The following is a 20,844-nucleotide window of genomic DNA, read 5'->3' as shown; positions in this document are numbered from 1 at the left end:
TGCACAGCGTCGGCTAGCGGCTCGCCTGATAGCTGCCTGGGGTCATGGCGAACTGCCTTTGAAACGCGCGGGTCAGATGGCTTTGATCGGCAAAGCCGGCCATGAAGGCGGTATCGGCGGGGGAGTGACCTTCGGCGAGCAGGCGGCGCGCCAGGCGCAGGCGGGCCTGTACCAGATAAGCGTGCGGCGTGATGCCGGTTTCGCGAGCGAAGCCGCGTATCAGCTGAAAGCGGCTGAGGCCGCAGAGGGTAGCAAGCACCTCGAGAGAGATTTTCTCTTCGGGGGCATCATCGAGATATTGCCTGGCCAGCGCGATGGAGGGGGTACCGCTTTTATCAGGCCGCCGTGCGCAGAGATGGTATCGGCTCACCCGCATCAGGCAGAGCAGTAGCGCCTCTTCTACGGCGGTATCCTCAGGGGCGCTGGCGACAATCTCGCTAAACAGCCGCAGCATCAGTCCGCGCAGCTGCGGGTCCTCGACCACCGGGCGCAGGAGAATATCTTCGGCCTTTATCGCCCCCTGAAATTCAGCGGCAACCCGCTCGGGATCGAGATAGATCATCTGCCAGCTGCGCGGGCCATTCAGCGGGATACCGTCGTGCATCTCCCCCGGATTAACCATAATGATATTTCCGGCGGCGGCCTCAATTTTGCCCAGATGGCTCCACGAACGCTGCGCGCCCTGAGTGAAAATCCCGATGCCGAACTGGTCGTGGGAATGGCGCGGAAAACTCTGTTCCGTGACTAACGACATGGCTTCCAGTCCCGGCATGGTGAGCCGGTGCTGCTGAACGTGATGAAGGCGAGTTTTCAACGGTTTCTCCTGCCGGGGCATAGCATGAGTGTAGCCTCAGGCACGCGGGACGAGCAACGGTCGACCGGCGCTTGAATTTCATCAACGCAGAACATAACATTTAGCTAACATTTTGCCTGCTGCGCTGCCAGCAGATTGCGCAAACAGTGGATGATAATGGATATTAAACAGCTTAAGTATCTGATTGCGCTCGACAGAACACGACATTTCGGCCAGGCCGCGGCGGCCTGCCATATCACCCAGCCCACGCTATCGATGCGTATCCGCAATCTTGAAGAAGAACTTAATCTGACGCTGATTCAGCGCGGGCAGCGGTTTGAAGGGTTTACCCCAGAGGGCGAGCGTATTCTGGCCTGGGCGCGAGCGCTGCTGGCGGCGCACGACGGGCTGGAGGCGGAGGCGGCTATCTGTCGCGGGCAGATGGTCGGCCAGCTAAGAGTCGGGATGGTGCCTTTAGCCAGCCTGAATCCGATGCAGCTGATCAAGCCGCTGGCGGATAAATACCCGGAGCTGCAGTTCAGTCTGCTGTCCATGACCTCGGAACAGATTATCGACGGCGTTAGCCGCAACCAGCTGGATCTGGGGATCTGCTATCTGCACCACGTCGATAGCCAACTGTTCAACGTGGTCTGGCTGCCGAATACCCGCATGGGGCTGCTGCACGATAGGCGTCATTATCAGTTTGCCGACGCGACGCCTGAGTGGGATACCCTGGCCGCGCTGCCGCTGGGCTTTCTGACCAAGGGCATGTACTACCGTGAATCGATTGAGATGAGCTTTAAGGCCAAGGGGCTGGCGCCAAAATACGTTTTTGAAAGCGACTCTACGTTTCAGATCATCCAGGCGGTGCAGGCCGGGATCTGCTGTGCGATTATGCCGCTGAACAACGGCCTCGAAGCGCTAAGCGATAATCTGGAAATCAGGCCGATCCCCGAGACGGAGGTCGACTCGATGCTGGCGCTGATCATGCGCAACAAAGAGCCGGTGTCGTCGCTGGCGGAAAAATGCTTCGCCGATGCGCAGGTGATTTTTAGCGAACGCCAGTCGGCTGACGGCGCTTAGCTGGCCATCTGCGACTGGATAAATTCAAGCCAGACGCGCGTTCTGGCGGGCATAAAGTGGCGCTCCCGATAGAGGGCGGAGAGCTGTAACGGCGCCGGCGGCAGCTCCAGCGCGACTTCCTGGAGTTCACCGCGATCGATAAACGGGCGGCAGGGTTTCTCCCCCAGAATAGCAAAGCCAACGCCGGCAAGCGCGGCATGCAGCGCCATTTCGCCGCTGTTGACGCGATAGTGCCCGTTGACGTTAACCTTTTTAAAGCTACCGTCCGCCGCGGCAAATTGCCAGGCTTGCCCCGCGAGGGCGCTGACGGTGGTAATGCAGGGTAGCGCGGTTAATTGCTCGCTGTGTGTCGGCATACCCGTTCTGGCAATCAGCTGCGGAGAAGCGACCACGCAGCAGGGAAACGAAAAGAGCGGGCGCGCAATGACGCTGGCGTCTTCCATTTTGCCGCGGGTGATAATCACCGCAATATCCACATCCTCTTTTAACACCTCCATTCCCGCCAGATTCGTGGTACAGCTGACGATTATTTTTGGATAGCGCATGGCAAATTGCGCCATCAGCGGCGCAAACAGCGAGGGGCCAATTTCGTTCGGAAGACACAGGCGTAGAGGCCCTTCGGGTTCGGCCTGCTGCTGCGTCAGTTCAGCTTCCGTAGCGGCAAGTTGCTCCAGCACCGGTCGCATACTGGCGAGCAGCGTCTGACCGGCAGGGCTCAGCTTCATGTGCCGGGTACTGCGTTGTATCAGGCGTAGCTGAAGGCTCTCCTCAAGCTGCGAAATCTGTCGGCTCACGTTCGATGAGGGCATCTGCAGCGCTTTTGCTCCGGCGCGAAAGGAGCCATTTTCCGCCACGGTGACGAAGACCCGCAGGGCGTTGAGATCCAATTTTTTCACTCTCGATTATCCCGATTTTGATAATTAACAACGTCATTTTTACCGTCTTATGCCCGGTTTTGCCAGACGCTAGACTCTCCGCATTACATAGTCAGGAGTCTTACATGCCCGGATATCTGGTACGAATAACGTTGATCGTGGCCTTTGTTCAATTCATCAACGCCCTTGAATATATGATTTTTAATCCCTTATTTACCTGGATGGCGCCGACGTTTCAGGTGCCGGTAAGCCAGGCGGGTTACGTCACCGGCGTTTATACGCTGGCTTCCGTCATTGCTGGGGTAAGCGTCTGGCGATGGGTCGGTAACGTTAAACCGCGGCGCTTTTTGCTCTGCAATATGGCCCTGTTGGGGGGATTAACGATGATGACGCTGACCACCACCCGGTTTGACGTATTATTGTTCTGGCGTTTTCTTGCCGGTCTGGTTGGCGGGACCACAATGGGCGTGGGCAGCAGTCTGTTAATCAACAATATGCCGCCGCACCTGCGCCCGCGGGCATTGGCCTCCACGATTGCCGCATTCTCGCTGGTCAGTATTGTCGGTATGCCGACGATGCTATTTCTCAGTGCAAAAATCGGCTGGCAGATAGCCCCCGCGACGATCGGCGGACTCTGCTTAATCGCGTTACCGCTGATACAACTGGCGCTGCCGGAGCAACCCATCGAGGCGAGCCGTCAGGCGGGTTTGCGCTGGTCGTCATCGGTGCTGTTTTACGCCTCCGGCAACGCGCTCGCGCAGTTCAGTCCGATGTTAATCATTCCGCTGCTGATACCGTTACTGACGGTGAAAATGGGGGCCAGCGGCGATGAATTGCCGTGGCTCTTTTTCGGCGGAGGCGTGGCCGGACTATGCGCAACTAAACTCACCGGCAAGCTATGCCAGCATTACAGCGGCTACCGCATCAGCCTGCTGGCCAGTCTGCTGTTTATACTGAGCCTGAGCATCGCTTTTACCTGCAACCGCGGCGGCGCACTGTTTATGGTGCTGTTTCTGGCCGCCGCCTACTGTCGTCTGGTGGCCTCATCGGCTGTGGCAATGCGTTTTCCAGCGGATAGCGCCAGGTCCGGGTTTACGCTTTTACAGAATACCCTGATGTCATTAAGTACGGCAGCGGCCTTTCTGCTTTCGTCGTGGGTGCTCTCGGTTGACGGCAACGGCGAGCGGGCGATGCAGGGGATATTGCTGCTCTGCGCCCTGAGCGCATTGCCGCTGCCGTGGCTGCTGCGGGTTCAGGAGAAAAGATTAGCCACGCGCGCCGCCGGCTAACCCGGCGGCGGCTACCATCAAATATTCTCCAGGCTGATCCCGCGAGTTTTCGGACCAAAGATGCCCACCGACAGCATCACCATCAGCATGCTGGCGACGATAAAGCTAATCACGCCTGGGGTACCGGCGTATTGCAAAATAATGCCGATCAAAATGCTGGTGATCGCCGTCGACAGCCGGCTAAAGGAGTAGCAGAAGCCGACCGCCCGCGCGCGAATGTGGGTCGGGAAAACTTCGGCCTGGTAGGCGTGATAGCTAATGGTCAGCCAGGCGTTTGACCAGGTGATCATAAACCCGCAGATCACCAGCAGCACCGGGCTGTTCTGCAGGGCAAACAGGGTGCCAAACACCACCGTCATCAGCGCGGAAAGCACAATTTGCCATTTGTTTTCAAAACGATGAACGAAGCGGGTGCAGAACAGACAGCCAATCGGATAGGCGAGGGTAATAAAGAACGCATACAGCAGGCTGTGGGTGATGCTCGCCCCCTGGCCGGAAAGCAGGGCCGGTAGCCAGTTGCCGAAGCCAAAGAAGCCGATGGCCTGGAAGAAGTTCATTACCATCAGCATGATCGTACGTTTGCGGTACTGCGGCGCCCAGATCGCTTTAAAGCTTCCCAGCCTGCGCGGGTTATCCTGCCTCTCAACCTGGTGGCGTGGCGAGGGAGAAACGCCGCAGCGCTGTTCCATTTCGCACATCACCTTATGGGCTTCCTCGTGGCGGCCTTTTTCATCCAGCCAGCGCGCCGACTCCGGCAGCTTCTTGCGGATAACCCAGATAATCAGCGAACAGAGCGCGCCGAAGATGATCACCCAGCGCCAGCCGGTCAGGCCGAAAAGGGTAATCGGCACCAGCAGCCACGACATCAGCGCCACGGCGGGAACCGATAAAAACTGAATAAAGAAGGCGAAAGCGAAGGCTTTATTGCGCAGATGCGTCGGCACCCATTCGCTTAAATAGGTGTCGATGGTCACCAGCTCAATGCCGAGACCGACGCCGACCAGAAAGCGGCAGAAGATAACCCCTTCAGCGCTGCTTTGCAGGGCCATCATCAGCGAAAATACGCCGTACCAGGCGAGGGCAAACATAAACGTCAGGCGGCGGCCCAGCTTATCCGCCAGCGGCGCAAGCAGGCTGGCGCCAATAAACAGCCCCATAAAGGTGGACGACGCGAAGGCGGCCTGGTCGGAGATACCGAAGATACCCTGCTCGCCGGTATGGAAAATATCCTCTGCCAGCAGCCCGGTGCTGATATAGCCGGTCTGAAAAAGATCGTACAGCTCGAAGAAGCCGCCCAGCGCCAGGAGGGTGATAAAAGACCACAGGCCAACGGAGGCGGGGAGCGCATCGATGCGAGCGGTCAGGCTGGAGTGGGGATGTCCTGGGGAGGCGAACGCGGCGTCGCCCAGAACCTGGGTGGTAGACATATTATTATTTTCCTCAGATAAAATGTTTGCCTGCTAATGTTATTTGATTGTTAATGGTTTTAAATTTTTAATCGCATCGGGGGAGAGAGATTTGCAGAATAAAATAATGCCAATGTGGTTTGGCTGGCGTTGTGTGCTGGTTTTCGCCTGTGGCCCGGCCGCAGAGTGAAGGAATTCACCATCGGGCCGCCAAGTTTGACCTGAAATAAATTTAAGATAACGAGAGATTGTTGCGCTAAGGTTATTCACCTACATTCAAAGCGAGTACTCCCACTCAGGAAAAAATCATGTCCAGTAAGAAAGTCCTACAGGCAGCGCTGGCCGCGGCGCTTTCGCTGTCAATGATGGCTACGCCGGTTTTCGCCAACCCGGGTAATGGCAACGGCGGCGGTAACCATGGCAATAACGGTAACAACGGCAATAGCGGTAAAAACAACGTTGATAAGGGCAACCAGGGTCATAAAGAAGGAAATCCGGGGCAGAGAAAAAACTACGGCAAACCCGATCATGTCTCCGCTGATATCAGCTTCTCCAGAGCGCGTTCGCTGGCGGTAAACTACGGTTTAACCGGCTATCAGTCGCTGCCGCCGGGAATCGCCAAAAATCTGGCTCGCGGTAAACCCTTACCTCCGGGGATTGCAAAAAAAGCGGTTCCGGCATCGATGCTCAACGAACTGCCTTACTATCCTGGCTATGAATGGCGCGTGGTGGGCCAGGATTTAGTGCTGATCGCGCTGAGTACGGCGATCGTGACGTCGATAATTAATGGCGTCTTTGACTAGTGAATTAACCCCGGTTCGCGCCGGGGTTAATCCTGGCGGGCAGGCTTAGCGCATTAAGGTCATTCTAAACAAATCGTCACTAAAGCGAGATTTTAACTTTACTCAAATAATTGAATGACTATAATGAGCACAAATTCACACAGGAGAAATATGTTGGACAGTCACCCTTACTTAAACATCAAGGCAAGCTGACGCTATTTTTTCTGCGCTGCTTGCCAACCGGCGGGCAGCAATCTCCTCATCCAGACGATTGCATCCCATAAAAAATAACGCAGCATAGCTGCGAGGATAATCGTCATGTTCATGTTTAAAAATACATTATTCCCTCCACCGTCAACGCGACGTTAATCGCCTCTCTGGCGACAATTTGTCGTGTGCTTAATAAAGCACGTAGTTAATTCTTCCAGCAAAAATGGAGGAAGCTATGTTGATGTTTCCTTATATCGCAAATTTACTCGCCGCGATGCTGTTGGGCGCGCTGATTGGCGCCGAAAGACAGTGGCGTCAGCGGATGGCTGGCCTGCGCACCAATGCGCTGGTCGCCACCGGCGCGGCGGTTTTTATTCTGAGCTCTATCTCCACATCGCCGGATAGTCCGGGACGTATTGCCGCGCAGGTGGTTTCCGGAATTGGTTTTCTCGGCGCCGGGGTCATCATGCGGGAAGGCATGAACGTGCGCGGCCTGAATACCGCGGCAACCCTGTGGTGCTCTGCGGCGATTGGCGTACTGTGTGGCTTAGGCCAGTTCTGGCAAGCGGCGGCGGCAACGCTGATCATCCTGTGCGCCAATATTCTACTGCGCGAAGCGGCGCAGAGAATTAATCAGATCCCCGGCGCGACAGAAGAAGAAAAATGCTACGTCCTGAATATTATCTGTCATAGCGAACATGAAAACGCGATTCGTCAGCTATTGCTTAATATCAGTAAAGAGATGACGCTCAGCTTGCAGGGGCTGGTGTCGATAGCAGCAAAAGAACAAGGGCATAAAGAAATCCGCATCGAACTGGTTGGTAATACCGACTCCCGCAAAGCGCGAGATCTTATTATGTCAAGAATTGGCGGTGACGAAAACATTACGTCAGTGCGCTGGTGCGTCGAGGGGAGTTAGCCTCCCTGATATTCTACTCTGGCAATGATTTGTCTAAGGAGGGAATGATGGATATTCCCAGGCAATTAAAGTAATAAGCGTTTAATAACGTAAAAATGAATTATGCATAAGTCAATTATGCAGGGATAACGACGTCTTAAATTTGAGGAATAATCATGACTGACATGAAAATAGAAAACCGGAAAATAAACCGGTCTGCGTCAGAAAATGATAAGCAGCATAAAAAAAGCTTCGCCATTGAAACCGAGGCATTTAACAGCCCGGATCATACGCTGGCGCGGCTCAACAGCAGCCGTCAGGGGCTCACCACCGAAGATGCCCTTGAACGGCTGAATGAATACGGCCGCAATGAAGTCGCGCACGAGCAGGCGCCGCCGGCGCTAATCCAGCTTTTGCAGGCATTCAATAACCCGTTTATCTATGTCCTGATGGCGCTGGCCGCCGTCAGCTTCGTGACCGATTACTGGCTACCGCTGCGTAACGGCGAAGAGACCGATCTGACCGGGATTATCATTATCGTCACGATGGTCAGCCTGAGCGGGTTATTGCGTTTCTGGCAGGAGTTTCGCACCAACAAAGCGGCGCAGGCGCTGAAATCCATGGTTCGTACCACGGCGACGGTACTGCGTCGCGGTCCTGGTAACATGGGGCCGGCGCAGGAGGAGATTGCCATTGAGGAACTGGTGCCCGGTGACATCATCTTCCTGGCTGCGGGGGATCTGGTTCCGGCGGATGTCCGCCTGCTGGAGTCCCGGGACCTGTTCGTCAGCCAGTCGATACTTAGCGGCGAATCGCTGCCGGTGGAAAAGTATGATGTTCTGGCCAGCGTGTCCGGCAAAGGGTGCGACAGGCTTCCCGAGCCGAACAAAGATAAAAGCCTGCTGGAGATGGGCAATATCTGTCTGATGGGCACCAACGTGACCAGCGGCAGGGCGCAGGCGGTGGTGGTGGCTACCGGAAACCGCACCTGGTTTGGTTCGCTGGCGAAGTCCATTGTCGGTACGCGCACCCAGACGGCGTTCGACCGTGGGGTAAACAGCGTCAGTTGGCTGCTGATCCGTTTTATGCTGGTGATGGTGCCGATTGTGCTGCTGATTAACGGCTTCAGCAAAGGAGACTGGGTTGAGGCATCGCTGTTTGCCCTGGCGGTCGCGGTGGGCCTGACGCCGGAAATGCTGCCGATGATCGTCAGCTCAAACCTGGCGAAAGGCGCTATCGCCATGTCGCGACGCAAAGTGATCGTCAAGCGGCTGAACGCTATTCAGAACTTTGGCGCCATGGACGTGCTGTGCACCGATAAAACCGGCACGCTGACGCAGGACAATATCATTCTTGAGCATCATCTTGACGTCAGCGGCAGCGAGAGCGACCGGGTGCTGACGCTGGCGTGGCTCAACAGCAGCAGCCAGAGCGGGGCGCGCAACCTGATGGACCGGGCGGTGCTGCGCTTTGGCGAGGGGCGGATTGCGCCAGCGACCAAAGAGCGCTTCGTAAAGCTTGATGAACTGCCGTTTGATTTTGTCCGCCGTCGGGTCTCGGTGTCGGTGGAAGATGTCCGCCACGGCGATAAAAGCCTGATCTGCAAAGGCGCGGTTGAAGAGATGCTGATGGTGGCCACGCATCTGCGCGAAGGCGACCGCGTGGTTGCGCTGGATGAAACCCGCCGCGATCTGCTGTTAGCCAAAACGCAGGATTACAACGCCCAGGGTTTCCGCGTGCTGCTGGTCGCGACCCGCAAGCTGGATGACTCCGCCCTGACAACCCCGCTGTGCGCCGCGGATGAGCAAGGGCTGACGGTCGAAGGGATGCTGACCTTCCTCGATCCGCCGAAGGAGAGCGCGGGAAAAGCGATTACCGCGCTGCGCGATAACGGCGTGGCGGTCAAAGTGTTGACCGGCGATAACCCGGTGGTCACGGCGCGTATTTGCCTGGAAGTGGGGATTGATGCCCACGGTATCCTGACCGGCGCGCAGATTGAAGCGATGACGGATAACGAACTGGAGCGCGAAGTGGAAACGCGTTCGGTATTCGCCAAACTGACGCCGCTGCAGAAGTCGCGCATCCTGAAAACGCTGCAGAAAAACGGCCACACCGTCGGCTTCCTCGGCGATGGCATCAACGATGCGCCGGCGCTGCGCGATGCGGACGTCGGTATTTCCGTCGACAGCGCGGCGGATATCGCCAAAGAGGCATCCGATATCATCCTGCTGGAAAAGGATTTGATGGTGCTGGAAGAAGGGGTGATCAAAGGGCGTGAGACCTTTGGCAATATCATTAAGTACCTGAATATGACCGCCAGCTCTAACTTCGGCAACGTCTTCTCGGTACTGGTGGCCAGCGCGTTTATTCCGTTTCTGCCGATGCTGGCGATTCATCTGCTGATCCAGAACCTGATGTACGATCTCTCTCAGCTCTCGCTGCCGTGGGACAAGATGGATAAGGAATTCCTGCGTAAGCCGCGCAAGTGGGATGCGAAAAATATCGGCCGCTTTATGCTGTGGATTGGCCCGACGTCGTCCATTTTTGATATCACCACCTTCGCGCTGATGTGGTACGTGTTTGCGGCGAATCACGTCGAAGCCCAGGCGCTGTTCCAGTCCGGGTGGTTTATTGAAGGGCTGCTGTCGCAAACGCTGGTGGTGCATATGCTGAGAACGCAGAAAATTCCGTTTATCCAGAGTCGGGCGACGTTGCCGGTGCTGCTCACCACCGCGGTCATTATGGCGATGGGCATCTACATTCCGTTCTCGCCGCTGGGGGCGATGGTCGGGCTGGAGCCGCTGCCGCTGAGCTACTTCCCGTGGCTGATCGCGACGCTGCTCAGCTACTGCCTGGTCGCGCAGGGCATGAAGCGTTTCTATATCAAACGCTTTGGTCAGTGGTTCTGATGATAAGGAGGCGCAGAGATGAATCGTTCTCCGGACACCCTCATCGCGCTGATATTTTTCCTGGTGGGTCTGCTGGTGCTGTTGCTGGCTATCTGGCAAATCCTGTTCTGAAAAAGGGGGCGCGATGCGCAGAGGATCGCTGGATAAAGTCTTTATTCAGGTGGCGATTATTGCGGCCATCATTATTCTGCTGACAATCTGGATTAGATAAGAGGAGCCCGGGCCATTGGCCCGGGTTTAGCATTTCTGCCGGGGAAAGGATTACAGATCGAAGCGGTCGAGGTTCATCACCTTGGTCCATGCGGCAACGAAGTCATTCACGAACTTCTGCCGCGCATCGCTGCAGGCATACACTTCAGCCAGGGCGCGCAGGACGGAGTTGGAGCCAAACACCAGGTCAACGCGGGTCGCGGTATATTTCTCTTCGCCGCTCTTACGGTCGCGGCCGATAAACAGCTCAGCGTGCTCGTCAGCGGCTTTCCAGACGGTCCCCATATCGAGCAGGTTAGCGAAGAAATCATTGCTCAACCCCCCCACGCGGTCGGTAAACACGCCGTGTCGGCTGCCGTCGAAGTTCGCGCCCAGCACGCGCAGACCGCCCACCAGTACCGTCATTTCCGGCGCCGTCAGCGTTAACTGCTGCGCTTTATCAATCAGCAGCGTTTCGGTAGAGATGCCGCCGCCAACGCGACGATAGTTGCGGAAACCATCGGCCAGCGGCTGCAGCAGATCCATCGCTTCCACATCGGTCTGATCCTGACGCGCATCGACGCGGCCAGGGGCGAAGGGAACGCTAACCTGAACGCCCGCCGCCGCGGCAGCCTGCTCAATGCCCACCACGCCGGCCAGAACGATAATATCGGCCAGCGACGCTTTACCGGATGCCTGCTGAATCCCCTGCAGGGTCGGCAGCACGCGGGACGCGATGGCGTTTACCGGCCAGGATTTCTGCGGTTCCAGCGCCAGACGCGCGCCGTTGGCGCCGCCGCGTTTATCGCCGCCGCGGAAGGTGGAGGCCGATGCCCAGGCCACGGAAACCAGCTCGCTGACCGAAAGGCCGGCGTCGGCAATGGCGGTTTTCAGCGTCGCGATATCCTCTGCGGTTGGGGTGTGGACCGCCGCCGGTAGCGGATCTTGCCAGATCAGATCTTCTTTCGGCACTTCCGGGCCCATGTAGCGGGACTTCGGCCCCATATCGCGGTGGATAAGTTTAAACCACGCGCGGGCAAAGGCTTCGTTAAAGGCCTGCGGGTCGTTAAGGAAGCGGCGGGAAATCTTGTCGAACTCCGGGTCGAAGCGCAGCGTCAGGTCGGTGACCAGCATGGTCGGCTTGCGTTTTTTCTCCGGATTAAACGGGTCAGGAATGATCTCCGGCGCATCTTTCGCTTCGAACTGAATCGCGCCTGCCGGGCTGCGGGTTTGCACCCACTCATATTTGTACAGGTTTTCGAAGAAGTAGTTGCTCCACTGGGTCGGCGTTTGCGTCCAGACCACTTCCAGACCGGAGGTGATCGCGTCGGCGCCCGCGCCGCTGCCGTAGCTGTTCGCCCAGCCGAGTCCCTGCGCTTCAATCGGCGCCGCTTCCGGCTCTGCGCCAACGTGGCTGGTCACCGCGGAACCGTGGGTTTTGCCCAGCGTATGACCGCCGGCGATCAGCGCGACGATCTCTTCATCATTCATTGCCATATTGCCGAAGGTCGCGCGAATCGCGGAGGCGGCGGAGAGCGGGTCGCCGCTGGCGTTGGGGCCTTCAGGGTTGACGTAAATCAGCCCCATTTCGGTCGCGCCAATGGCCTGCTGATTCAGGCTTTCCGGATGACGATGGGCCAACCATTCGGTTTCGTTACCCCAGTCGACGTCCAGATCCGGTTCCCAAACGTCTTCACGACCGGCACCGAAGCCAAACGTACGGAAACCGGCATTTTCCAGCGCCACGTTGCCTGCCAGCATATAGAGGTCGGCCCAGGAGATTTTTTGCCCGTATTTTTGTTTTACCGGCCACAGCAGGCGACGGGCTTTGTCGAGGCTGACGTTATCCGGCCAGGAGTTGAGCGGTGCGAAACGCTGCTGGCCGCGGCCCGCGCCGCCGCGTCCGTCAACGGTACGATAGGTACCGGCGCCGTGCCACGCCATACGAATAAACAGCCCGATATAGCTACCCCAGTCCGCTGGCCACCACTCCTGAGAATCGGTGAGCAGGGCGCGCAGATCGGCCTTCAGGGCCGAGTAGTCGAGCTTCTTAAACTCTTCGCGGTAGTTAAAGTGTTCGCCCAGCGGGTTTGAACGATTGGAGTGCTGATTCAGCAGATCCACCCGTAGTTGATTTGGCCACCAGTCGCGGTTGCCGGTGCCACCGCCCGCGCTCTGGGTGGGCGTCGCCGTCTCGGCGTGGAAAGGGCATTTCCCTGCCGACGGGGTATTCGAAGGATCGTTTGACGTGCTCATATCAGGCTCCGTTTGCTTTTGTGAATGCCATTACGATATACACTGCTACCAATAAGCGATATTTGAATGAGTCTACGGATTTAATAGTTATTTCCGTTCAATGCCTTTGTAAAAACCGAACATATATCATTGTTCAATGATTGATTGTTCAGTATTGACTCAACCACAATAGTCGTAACATACGCGTAAAGGAATCGTTAAGACATCATCCCCGCCAGCGAAGACCGATTGTTTGAGTTACGACAATTTTAGTGCGTAAAACGGCTTAGCGCTGCCAGTATAAAGGCGTACCAAAAACGTCGATAAAATAGTCTATTACCGCACGTACGTTTAACGAAGGATGACGGGCGTGAGGGTAGATCGCCGACACCGGCGAGGGGCTGCTGCCGATCGCCGCGCTGTAGTGAGGCATCAGCTGAACCAGCCTTCCAGCCCCCATGGCTTCATTGACCATCCAATCGGGAAAGAGCACCACCCCCATGCCTCCCAGCGCAGCGGTCAGCAGAGCATCGGCGTTATTTGATGCCAGCCGCGGCGTTTGCGGATAGTGAACCCATTCTCCCTCCCCGAGGCGGAACAGCCAGCGGTTAGGTCCATTTGAACCGCTGTAGACCAGCGTGCTGTGGTGGCGAAGATCTTCCGGTTTCTCCGGCGTGCCGCAGCGCTGCAGATAGTCCGGAGCCGCAACCAGATAGTGATGCTGCATACCCAGTACTCTGGCATGAACGCTGGAGTCCGGCAGGCTGCCGATGCGGAAAATCAGGTCGGTCGCTTCGCGGTGCGGATCGATAAAATCATCGGTCAGCGCCAGCGCAATTTGCATATGTGGATAGCGCTGCGTCAGCCCCGGCAGCCACGGCGCGATATGGCGCTGGCCAAAATAGACCGGGGCGTTGATCCGCACCAGTCCACCCGGCTCAAGACGACGGTCCTGCAGGTCACGCCTGGCAACGCTGAACCGTTCGCCGAGCCCTCTGGCATGTTCGGCAAACAGGCGTCCCGCTTCGGTGGGAACCACCGCCCGGGTATTACGATAAAAGAGCTGCTGGCCGAGCGCATCCTCAAGCTGGTGAATGACGCGCGACACCATCGAGGGCGAAACGCCTTCCCGCCTCGCCACCACGGAGAAACTCTGGCTGTCATAGACGGCGATAAACAGCTGTAGCGCCCGAAAATTTACATTACCCGCATCGCTCATTAATGCAATATCCGCAAAAGTGTTTACCTGATTGTATCGTTTTTCACATTACTTCGCTGCTTTATGCTCTGCCACCCAATCAATAATCGGATATCAACGATGCAGTTATTACTTATTTTTCTTGTGATTGCCGGCGGCATGGGGTTATCCGTGGAAGCCGGACTACTCGGGCCGCTTGCCGGTCAGGTAGGGGACCTGTGGGCCACCTTCAGCATTTTTAGCGTCGGGAGCGCGCTAACCTTTCTGCTGATGCTGCTGTTTGGCCCCAGGCAGGGTCCCTCGTTCTTCTCCTTACCGGGCTGGCAGCTTACCGGGGGCGTACTGGGGCCCATTTACGTCGTCATCTTAACCATCGCCGTACCGGTTATCGGTATCGCCATGACGATGATCGGCATTCTGGCCGGTCAGGTATGCAAAAGCCTGCTGATTGACCACTACGGTCTGTTTGGTTCGGCAAAACGTAAAATCGATGGACGGCGGGTTATCGCGCTGCTGTTTATCATCGTCGCCCTGATTCTGATCGCCACAAGCTGAGGAGTTAACATGAGTAGCATAATGATTTTGCTGGCGCTGGTCGGCGGCGCGATGCTGAGTATGCAGGCGGCGATTAATGGCCGTTTGGGCAGCCAGGTGGGCGTATTTCGCAGCGCGTTTCTCACGTTTGCGGTGGGCGCCTTGATCACGGCGCTGCTGATTTTTTATTTTGCCCCCCATCAGTCGACAACGCTGCTGGATGTGCCGAAATGGCAGCTGCTGGGCGCATTTTGCGGGGTTCCCTATATCGTAATTATGGTGGTGGCGGTGCAGCGTATCGGTACCGCGACAGCCACGGTGGCGGTGATTTTTGGCCAACTGGCCATGAGTCTGCTGATCGATAATTTTGGCTGGCTGGGTAACGACGCCATTGCCTTTTCAGCGGGGCGGCTGGGGGCCATCGTCTGTCTGGGGCTGGCGCTGTTCTTTATTTACCGCTCCAGCGCGGCGGCAAAAGCTGAAGATAAGGAGAGTTAGCCCACCTGTTCAGGTGAGTTGTCGCACATCGCCAACCGCGGTCATACTGTTCGTCACCCTGTGACTGGCGCTTTAGACAGGTACTGTCGGGGAGCATGGGGATCGCCGCCGCGCGCCTGGGCATCACATCACTTTACCGGAGATACGCTATGCCTGAGATACCGTCGCTGCTGACCTTCGCGCTTGTTGCCCTTGGCCTGGTATTGACCCCGGGGCCGAATATGATCTATCTGATTTCGCGCTCGATTTGCCAGGGAAGAAGGGCCGGACTGGTCTCCCTCGGCGGGGTGGCGCTGGGGTTTGTGTTTTATATGCTGTGCGCCGCTTTCGGTATTACCGCACTGATCTTCGCCGTTCCCTACGCTTACGACGCGTTGCGCATCAGCGGCGTGGTCTATCTGCTTTATCTGGCCTGGCAGGCGGTGAAGCCCGGCGGGCGCTCGGTCTTTGCGGTGCGCGACCTGCCTGCCGATAGCGGCCGTAAGCTGTTTATGATGGGCTTTATTACTAACCTGGCGAACCCTAAAATCGCCATCATGTATCTCTCACTGCTGCCGCAGTTTATCTCTCCCGGACACGGCAGCATCCTTGCGCAGTCGCTGGTGCTGGGAGGGACGCAGGCGCTCATTAGCGTAGCGGTTAATGCGCTGATTGTGGTGATGGCCGGGCAGGTGTCGCTGTTTCTCGCGGGGCGCCCGTTATGGCAGCAGTTTCAGCGCTGGCTGATGGCGACGGTGCTGGCGGGGATGGCGGTGAAAATTGCCTTCGAGGCGCGGAAGTAATCGCTGCGCCCGGCGGTGCTACGCTGCCGGGCGCAAGGAATGGCTTTAGGCTCCTGGCCCTATCAGCTGTGAGCGGATCGTCGCCTCCGGCATCATCTCCAGCAGGCCGTTGCTCAGCATCTCTCCCGCCTCCTGCAGCGCGCTAAGCGGCATTTCCGGCAGGCTTTCAAGAATAAACCACATCCGCGGACTCTCCACGCTCAGACGAGTACGTACTCCCTGTCGCCAGTTCCAGCGTCGGCAGGTCACGCCGCGATCGTCGCCCCAGACCACTTCTCCCGCGTCGGGATATTCGTGAACGATCTGCCCCTCTTTGACGGTATCGAACGGTTCGCTGCCGTCCGCGAGCTTGAGGTGCGGGGCGCCAACGTAAGCCGCCAGGTTTTCGCCGCCGACCGGCACGGCGTAGCGCAGGCTCACCGCATTATAGAGATCGACGATGGGATCGATCGCAGCCATCTCGCCATCGCGCAGCACCCGCCTGCGCAAGGCTTCCGCCGAGCAGGGCGTCCGCTTGGGTTTTGCGCCAAAGGCGCGGAATACCTCGTTCCAGGCCTGCAGGTGCGCCTCCGCCCACTGCGGCTCGCCGGCGATAACCGCCTGGCAGGCGGAGCGGAGCGCATCGGACCCGACCAGGGGGGCGCGTACGGCGGCGGAAACGACATCAATGCTCAGGGCGCGAAAGCCGGGGGCCAGCGCGGAGACCTGCGGGCTGATTGACGGTAATACGCTATTCATTGGATAATCCTGTAACGACCATTTTAAAGCATAATATCGACCGATGACCAATAAAGTCAATATAACGACCGACGCGGGCGCCGATGCCGCCATGATTAATGAAGCCGTTGCGGCGCGCATTAAGCGCTACCGGGCGGAAAAGAAGATCTCCCTGGATGAGCTGTCGCGACGCGCGGGCGTCAGCAAAGGTATGCTGGTAGACATTGAAGCCTGCAGGGCCAATCCCAGCATTGCGCTGTTGTGCCGTCTGGCCTCGGCGCTGGGCGTTTCCGTGGCCGATTTTGTCAATGTCGCCACCGCGCCGCCGGTAAAGGTGATTGCAGAAGGCGAGATTCCCACGCTGTGGCAGGGCGAGCAGGGCGGCAAGGCGCGGCTCCTTGCCGGTACCAGCGGTCCGGATATGGTTGAGCTCTGGCAGTGGAGCCTCAATCCGGGAGAAATGTTCACATCGCCGGGGCACGGGGAGGGGACGACTGAGCTGCTTTTCGTGACCGAGGGCGCCTTAACCCTGACGGTTAACGACGGGGTCTATCTGATTCGAGAGGGGGATTCCGCCGTCGCGCGTACCGACGCCCCGCATAGCTACGCTAACGCCGGGGATAAGATCGCGCGATTCACCATGACGGTGAGCGAAAAAGCGCGCTAGCAAGCGTTTCCCGGCGAGCGGCTATCGTCCCGACCGCTCGCCGCCTTCACGCCATACGCACCAAATCCATGCAATGCCCCATCATCACTCCCCATTTTTGGGAGCCGCGGCGGCGCCTGCCGCCGTAGGGCTGATTTTACGCGCGCTGCGCGCCTGGCATAGACCTTGCACACTCCTGTTCAGAAGGCAGCGCAACAGACAATTGAGATAACACAATAGCTGGCTAGGGTTCCGGTTCACTCAGGTGAACGTCTGGTCCGAGAGCTGGCGACCTCTGCGAGGTTACACGGCGGGACAAAAGCCCGGGAGACAGCAGCACCGTTGGGTGTCGCGCTGCCCCCGTTTCTCGTGCTAACCAGAGGTCCACCATGAAGACACCGCCGATCCTCCGCTCTCTTATCCTGTCGCTGGCGCTGCTGGCCAGCGTCCCCTCGTTTGCCGCCGTCAAAAAAGAGTTCAACATCTGCTGGACTATCTATGCCGGATGGATGCCCTGGGGCACCATCAGCAACGAAAAGATCATCGATAAATGGGCCAGCAAATACGGCATCAAAATCAATATCGTTCAGCTGAACGACTACATCGAATCCATTAACCAGTACACCGCGGGCCAGTTTGACGGCTGCACCATGACCAACATGGATGCCCTGACCATTCCGGCGGCGGGGGGCGTTGATACCACGGCGCTCATTACCGGCAGCTACTCCGACGGCAACGACGGCGTGGTGCTGAAGGGGGCGGATAAAAAGCTCAGCGATCTGAAAGGCATGGCGGTGTATCTCCCGGAGCTTTCGGTATCGCACTACCTGCTGGTTCGCGGTCTGGAAAAAGCCGGGCTGCAGGAAAAAGACGTCAAAGTGGTCAATACCTCGGATGCGGATATCGTCTCGGCTTTTGGCACCAGCGGCGTACGCGCGGCGGTGGCCTGGAATCCGCAGCTTTCGGTTATCAAAAAGACGCCGCAAACCACGGAGGTCTTTAGCTCTTCGCAGGTTCCCGGCGAGCTGATCGACATGATGGTGGTGAATACTCAGACCCTGAAAGATAACCCGGCGCTGGGTAAAGCCCTGACCGGCGCCTGGTTCGAGATGATGGCCAAAATGCAGGCCGGAGATACGCAGGCGCTAAGCGCAATGGCCGCCGATTCCGGCACCGACCTCGCGGGCTACCGGGCGCAGCTAAAAACAACCCATCTCTTCTGGACGCCTGCCGATACCCTGACGTTTATCTCCTCGCCGGCGCTGGCAAAAACCATGCAGCGGGTGGCGCAGTTCTCTTTTGATAAAGGGCTGCTGGGAGAGGGGGCGCAGAGCGCTGACTTTATCGGCATGACCTTCCCCGGCGGCGTCACCGTCGGCGATACCGCCAACAGCAAATTGCGCTTTGACGACAGCTATCTGAAGCTGGCCGCGGCGGGGCAGCTGTAATGATTGACCTTGGGAGTCCACGCCATGCGCCACATTAACCGCTATCCCCGGCAGGGTATGCGCCTGACGCTGATGCTATTGCCCTTCGTCCTGATGATCGCCGCCTGGTTTATCGGTTCGGCGGTGCGGCTGGAAGCCAACCCGCAGGATAAGCTGCTGCCCGGCCTGTCGCAGATGATCGCGGCCATCGATCGGATGGCCTTCACCCCGGATAAACGCAGCGGCGAGTATCTGCTGTGGGCCGACACGCTGATTAGTATGAGCCGCCTGCTGATTGGTCTGGCGCTCTCGTCGCTGATTGGCCTGGGCATCGGCATCGCCGCCGGCGTGTTCCCGATGTACCGCGCGGCGCTGTCGCCGCTGATGACCGTGGTGTCGATGATCCCGCCGCTGGCGATCCTGCCGGTGCTGTTTATCGTCTTCGGCCTGGATGAGCTATCAAAAGTGATGCTTATCGTCATTGGCATTACGCCGATGCTGGCGCGCGACCTTGAACAGCGGGCGCGGGAAATCCCGGCGGAGCTGTTTATCAAAGCGCAAACCCTCGGCGCCAATAGCTGGACGGTGGTGCTGCGGGTAGTGCTGCCGCAGCTGCTGTCGCGGCTGATAACCTCCCTGCGCCTGCTGCTGGGCTCCGCATGGCTGTTTTTGATCTCCGCCGAGGCCATTTCCGCCACCGCCGGTCTCGGCTATCGCATATTCCTCGTCCGCCGCTATATGGCGATGGATGTGATTATTCCTTACGTCATCTGGATAACCCTGCTGGCATGGCTGATGGATCTGGCGCTGCGTCAGCTGCACAAAGCCTGTTTCCCGTGGGCGGAAGGAGGCCGGGCATGAGCTTTATCGACATCAAAAATATCTGGCAGGAGTACGGCGACCACGTGGTGCTGGAGCGCATCAATTTGCAGGTGAAAGAGGGCGAGTTCTGTTCGATGGTCGGCGCGTCCGGCTGCGGGAAGTCGACGTTTTTACGCCTGCTGCTCGGCCAGGAAAAGCCGACTCGCGGGGAAATCACCCTCGACGGCCAGCCGCTGGCGGCGGAGCCGGACCGCAGCCGCGGCGTGGTGTTTCAGCGTTATTCGGTTTTCCCGCACCTCAACGTGCTGGATAACGTCGCCATTGGCCTCGAACTCCCGGCGTCACCGCTGTTTGGCCGGCTGTTTGCCGGCAGGAAACGCGACGCGCGCGAACGGGCGCAGCGGATGCTGGAGAAAGTCGGGCTGGGGCACGCGCTGAATAAATATCCGGCGCAGCTCTCCGGCGGGATGCAGCAGCGGCTGGCGATCGCCCAGGCTTTCGTCATGCAGCCGCGCGTACTGCTGCTTGATGAACCCTTCGGCGCGCTGGATCCCGGTATTCGCAAGGATATGCACGGGCTGCTGCTCCAGCTGTGGAGCGAAACGCGGATGACGGTATTTATGGTCACCCACGACCTCGCGGAGGGCTTCAACCTTGGCACCCGGCTGCTGGTTTTCGACAAAGTGCGCATCGATCCGCAGGCGCCCAACGCCTGGGGTGCGCGCGTTACCTACGATATTCCGCTCAATGAAGCGCGAATGTCGCAGATAACCACCGGCAGCGACAATAACGTTTACGCATTAAGGAGATAGTTTGATGACCGCACTTTTTCACTCATCCCCCAGCCTGCGCGAAGAGCGGCTACCCGGCGGGGCGCACACCTCGTTGATTTTGCGCAAAGGGCAGATTCTGCGCCTGACCGATATCGACGGCGGAGCCAACGTCAGCATGATGATGCTGAATCCCCATGAGAAGAGTGAGCGCCTGAATCTGCCGGATACCCTCAAGGGGCAGCACACCGCGCGCCTGACCGCCGGGCACTGTTTCTACTCCGATATGGGGCGCGTTCTGGCCGGGATTGTTGCCGACAGCTGCGGCTGGCACGACCCGTTCGGCGGGATACTCAACGCCGACGAGACGCGTGAAAAATATGGCGCAGGACGCTACCAGGAGCTGCGAAACGGCTTCTACCGCAACGGCGTCGATAACCTGCTGGTTGAAATGGGTAAATGGGATCTGGGCCTGGAGGACCTGCTGATGGTGGTTAACTTCTTCAGCAAAGTCACCGTCGATGAGGATGGCCGTTTTCAGTTTATTTCCGCCAACAGCCGCGCCGGAGATTACGTTGAGCTGTTTGCGCCGATGGATGTCCTCATGGTGCTGACCGCGCTGCCGCATCCTCAGGACCCTGCCGCTGAGTACGCCCCGCGGCCGATCCAGCTGAGCTGGTACCAGGCTGACGATGCGCAGGCGGCCGCGGAAGCGCTCTTTACCCGCGATGAAAACCAGCGCGCGTTCCTCAACACCCAACTTTTTGCCCTGTAAGGAGGC

At 58.0% G+C, this 20,844-nt stretch carries 21 protein-coding genes and 1 riboswitch; of the genes, 15 read left to right on the top strand and 6 right to left on the bottom strand.

Annotated features, from left to right (window positions below):
* Positions 1-13: 13 nt before the first annotated feature.
* On the bottom strand, positions 14-814 hold the full coding sequence (locus MKleb_RS13995; RefSeq protein WP_025108273.1) for an AraC family transcriptional regulator: 801 nt from the start codon (positions 812-814) through the stop codon (positions 14-16).
* 156 nt (positions 815-970) lie between these two features.
* Here MKleb_RS13995 and MKleb_RS13990 point away from each other — a divergent pair, with 156 nt between their 5' ends.
* Positions 971-1,876 (top strand): LysR family transcriptional regulator, encoded by a 906-nt coding sequence (locus MKleb_RS13990; protein ID WP_014229305.1) that lies wholly within the window; start codon positions 971-973, stop codon positions 1,874-1,876.
* Here MKleb_RS13990 and MKleb_RS13985 read toward each other — a convergent pair.
* On the bottom strand, positions 1,873-2,772 hold the full coding sequence (locus MKleb_RS13985) for a LysR family transcriptional regulator (RefSeq protein WP_108703431.1): 900 nt from the start codon (positions 2,770-2,772) through the stop codon (positions 1,873-1,875). The two genes, MKleb_RS13990 and MKleb_RS13985, sit on opposite strands and share 4 nt — an antisense overlap.
* Before the next feature lie 104 nt (positions 2,773-2,876).
* On the opposite strand from MKleb_RS13985, the gene MKleb_RS13980 reads away from it, so the two are divergent.
* On the top strand, positions 2,877-4,040 hold the full coding sequence (locus tag MKleb_RS13980) for an MFS transporter (RefSeq protein WP_025108274.1): 1,164 nt from the start codon (positions 2,877-2,879) through the stop codon (positions 4,038-4,040).
* A 17-nt stretch (positions 4,041-4,057) separates the two neighbouring features.
* On the opposite strand, the gene MKleb_RS13975 is transcribed toward MKleb_RS13980, so the two are convergent.
* Positions 4,058-5,467 (bottom strand): MFS transporter, encoded by a 1,410-nt coding sequence (locus MKleb_RS13975; RefSeq protein WP_025108275.1) that lies wholly within the window; start codon positions 5,465-5,467, stop codon positions 4,058-4,060.
* Positions 5,468-5,754: 287 nt separating this feature from the next.
* Here MKleb_RS13975 and MKleb_RS13970 point away from each other — a divergent pair, with 287 nt between their 5' ends.
* The 5 genes from MKleb_RS13970 to mgtU all read left to right on the top strand — a co-directional run bounded on the left by MKleb_RS13970 (position 5,755) and on the right by mgtU (position 10,456).
* A complete protein-coding gene (locus MKleb_RS13970; protein WP_025108276.1) occupies positions 5,755-6,249 on the top strand; it encodes an anti-virulence regulator CigR family protein in 495 nt (164 codons plus the stop codon).
* 412 nt (positions 6,250-6,661) lie between these two features.
* Positions 6,662-7,357, top strand: a complete 696-nt coding sequence (locus MKleb_RS13965) for an MgtC family protein (RefSeq protein WP_025108277.1) — start codon at positions 6,662-6,664, stop codon at positions 7,355-7,357.
* 155 nt (positions 7,358-7,512) lie between these two features.
* Positions 7,513-10,245, top strand: coding sequence for a magnesium-translocating P-type ATPase (gene mgtA, locus MKleb_RS13960; protein WP_025108278.1), 2,733 nt, complete (start codon positions 7,513-7,515; stop codon positions 10,243-10,245).
* A gap of 18 nt (positions 10,246-10,263) precedes the next feature.
* The gene (gene mgtR, locus MKleb_RS13955) at positions 10,264-10,356 is read left to right on the top strand and encodes a protein MgtR (RefSeq protein ID WP_014229313.1); all 93 of its coding nucleotides are present in this window, start codon (positions 10,264-10,266) and stop codon (positions 10,354-10,356) included.
* A gap of 13 nt (positions 10,357-10,369) precedes the next feature.
* The gene (mgtU, locus tag MKleb_RS30150; protein WP_251009858.1) at positions 10,370-10,456 is read left to right on the top strand and encodes a magnesium transporter protection protein MgtU; all 87 of its coding nucleotides are present in this window, start codon (positions 10,370-10,372) and stop codon (positions 10,454-10,456) included.
* 50 nt (positions 10,457-10,506) lie between these two features.
* On the opposite strand, the gene katG is transcribed toward mgtU, so the two are convergent.
* Positions 10,507-12,690: a catalase/peroxidase HPI gene (gene katG / locus MKleb_RS13950; protein WP_025108279.1), complete on the bottom strand. Its 2,184-nt coding sequence runs from the start codon at positions 12,688-12,690 to the stop codon at positions 10,507-10,509.
* 265 nt (positions 12,691-12,955) lie between these two features.
* Positions 12,956-13,888, bottom strand: a complete 933-nt coding sequence (locus MKleb_RS13945) for a LysR family transcriptional regulator (protein WP_025108280.1) — start codon at positions 13,886-13,888, stop codon at positions 12,956-12,958.
* Positions 13,889-13,987: 99 nt separating this feature from the next.
* Here MKleb_RS13945 and MKleb_RS13940 point away from each other — a divergent pair, with 99 nt between their 5' ends.
* The 3 genes from MKleb_RS13940 (at position 13,988) to MKleb_RS13930 (ending at position 15,681) form a co-directional block, all read left to right on the top strand.
* The gene (locus MKleb_RS13940; RefSeq protein ID WP_004850792.1) at positions 13,988-14,422 is read left to right on the top strand and encodes a DMT family transporter; all 435 of its coding nucleotides are present in this window, start codon (positions 13,988-13,990) and stop codon (positions 14,420-14,422) included.
* Positions 14,423-14,431: 9 nt separating this feature from the next.
* Positions 14,432-14,899: a DMT family transporter gene (locus tag MKleb_RS13935; protein WP_025108281.1), complete on the top strand. Its 468-nt coding sequence runs from the start codon at positions 14,432-14,434 to the stop codon at positions 14,897-14,899.
* 149 nt (positions 14,900-15,048) lie between these two features.
* Positions 15,049-15,681: a LysE family translocator gene (locus MKleb_RS13930; protein WP_014229317.1), complete on the top strand. Its 633-nt coding sequence runs from the start codon at positions 15,049-15,051 to the stop codon at positions 15,679-15,681.
* A 45-nt stretch (positions 15,682-15,726) separates the two neighbouring features.
* On the opposite strand, the gene MKleb_RS13925 is transcribed toward MKleb_RS13930, so the two are convergent.
* A complete protein-coding gene (locus MKleb_RS13925) occupies positions 15,727-16,419 on the bottom strand; it encodes a B3/B4 domain-containing protein (protein WP_014229318.1) in 693 nt (230 codons plus the stop codon).
* A gap of 43 nt (positions 16,420-16,462) precedes the next feature.
* Between MKleb_RS13925 and MKleb_RS13920 the strand changes: the two genes are divergently transcribed.
* The 5 genes from MKleb_RS13920 (at position 16,463) to MKleb_RS13900 (ending at position 20,838) form a co-directional block, all read left to right on the top strand.
* Positions 16,463-17,065 (top strand): helix-turn-helix domain-containing protein, encoded by a 603-nt coding sequence (locus tag MKleb_RS13920; protein WP_014229319.1) that lies wholly within the window; start codon positions 16,463-16,465, stop codon positions 17,063-17,065.
* Between the two features lie 212 nt (positions 17,066-17,277).
* Positions 17,278-17,376, top strand: a riboswitch (guanidine-I (ykkC/yxkD leader).
* Positions 17,377-17,433: 57 nt separating this feature from the next.
* The gene (locus MKleb_RS13915) at positions 17,434-18,492 is read left to right on the top strand and encodes a putative urea ABC transporter substrate-binding protein (protein ID WP_014838452.1); all 1,059 of its coding nucleotides are present in this window, start codon (positions 17,434-17,436) and stop codon (positions 18,490-18,492) included.
* 24 nt (positions 18,493-18,516) lie between these two features.
* Positions 18,517-19,332, top strand: coding sequence for an ABC transporter permease (locus MKleb_RS13910; RefSeq protein ID WP_009652192.1), 816 nt, complete (start codon positions 18,517-18,519; stop codon positions 19,330-19,332).
* Positions 19,329-20,105 (top strand): ABC transporter ATP-binding protein, encoded by a 777-nt coding sequence (locus MKleb_RS13905; protein ID WP_009652163.1) that lies wholly within the window; start codon positions 19,329-19,331, stop codon positions 20,103-20,105. The genes MKleb_RS13910 and MKleb_RS13905 overlap by 4 nt, the downstream gene beginning before the upstream one ends.
* Before the next feature lie 4 nt (positions 20,106-20,109).
* Complete coding sequence (locus MKleb_RS13900; RefSeq protein WP_014838455.1) at positions 20,110-20,838, top strand: urea amidolyase associated protein UAAP1; 729 nt, start codon at positions 20,110-20,112, stop codon at positions 20,836-20,838.
* Positions 20,839-20,844 lie beyond the last annotated feature (6 nt).

Origin of the sequence: Klebsiella sp. PL-2018, from assembly GCF_019048985.1 — a bacterium.
Taxonomy (GTDB): domain Bacteria; phylum Pseudomonadota; class Gammaproteobacteria; order Enterobacterales; family Enterobacteriaceae; genus Klebsiella; species Klebsiella michiganensis.
This window is presented reverse-complemented; position numbering and strand designations above follow the sequence as displayed.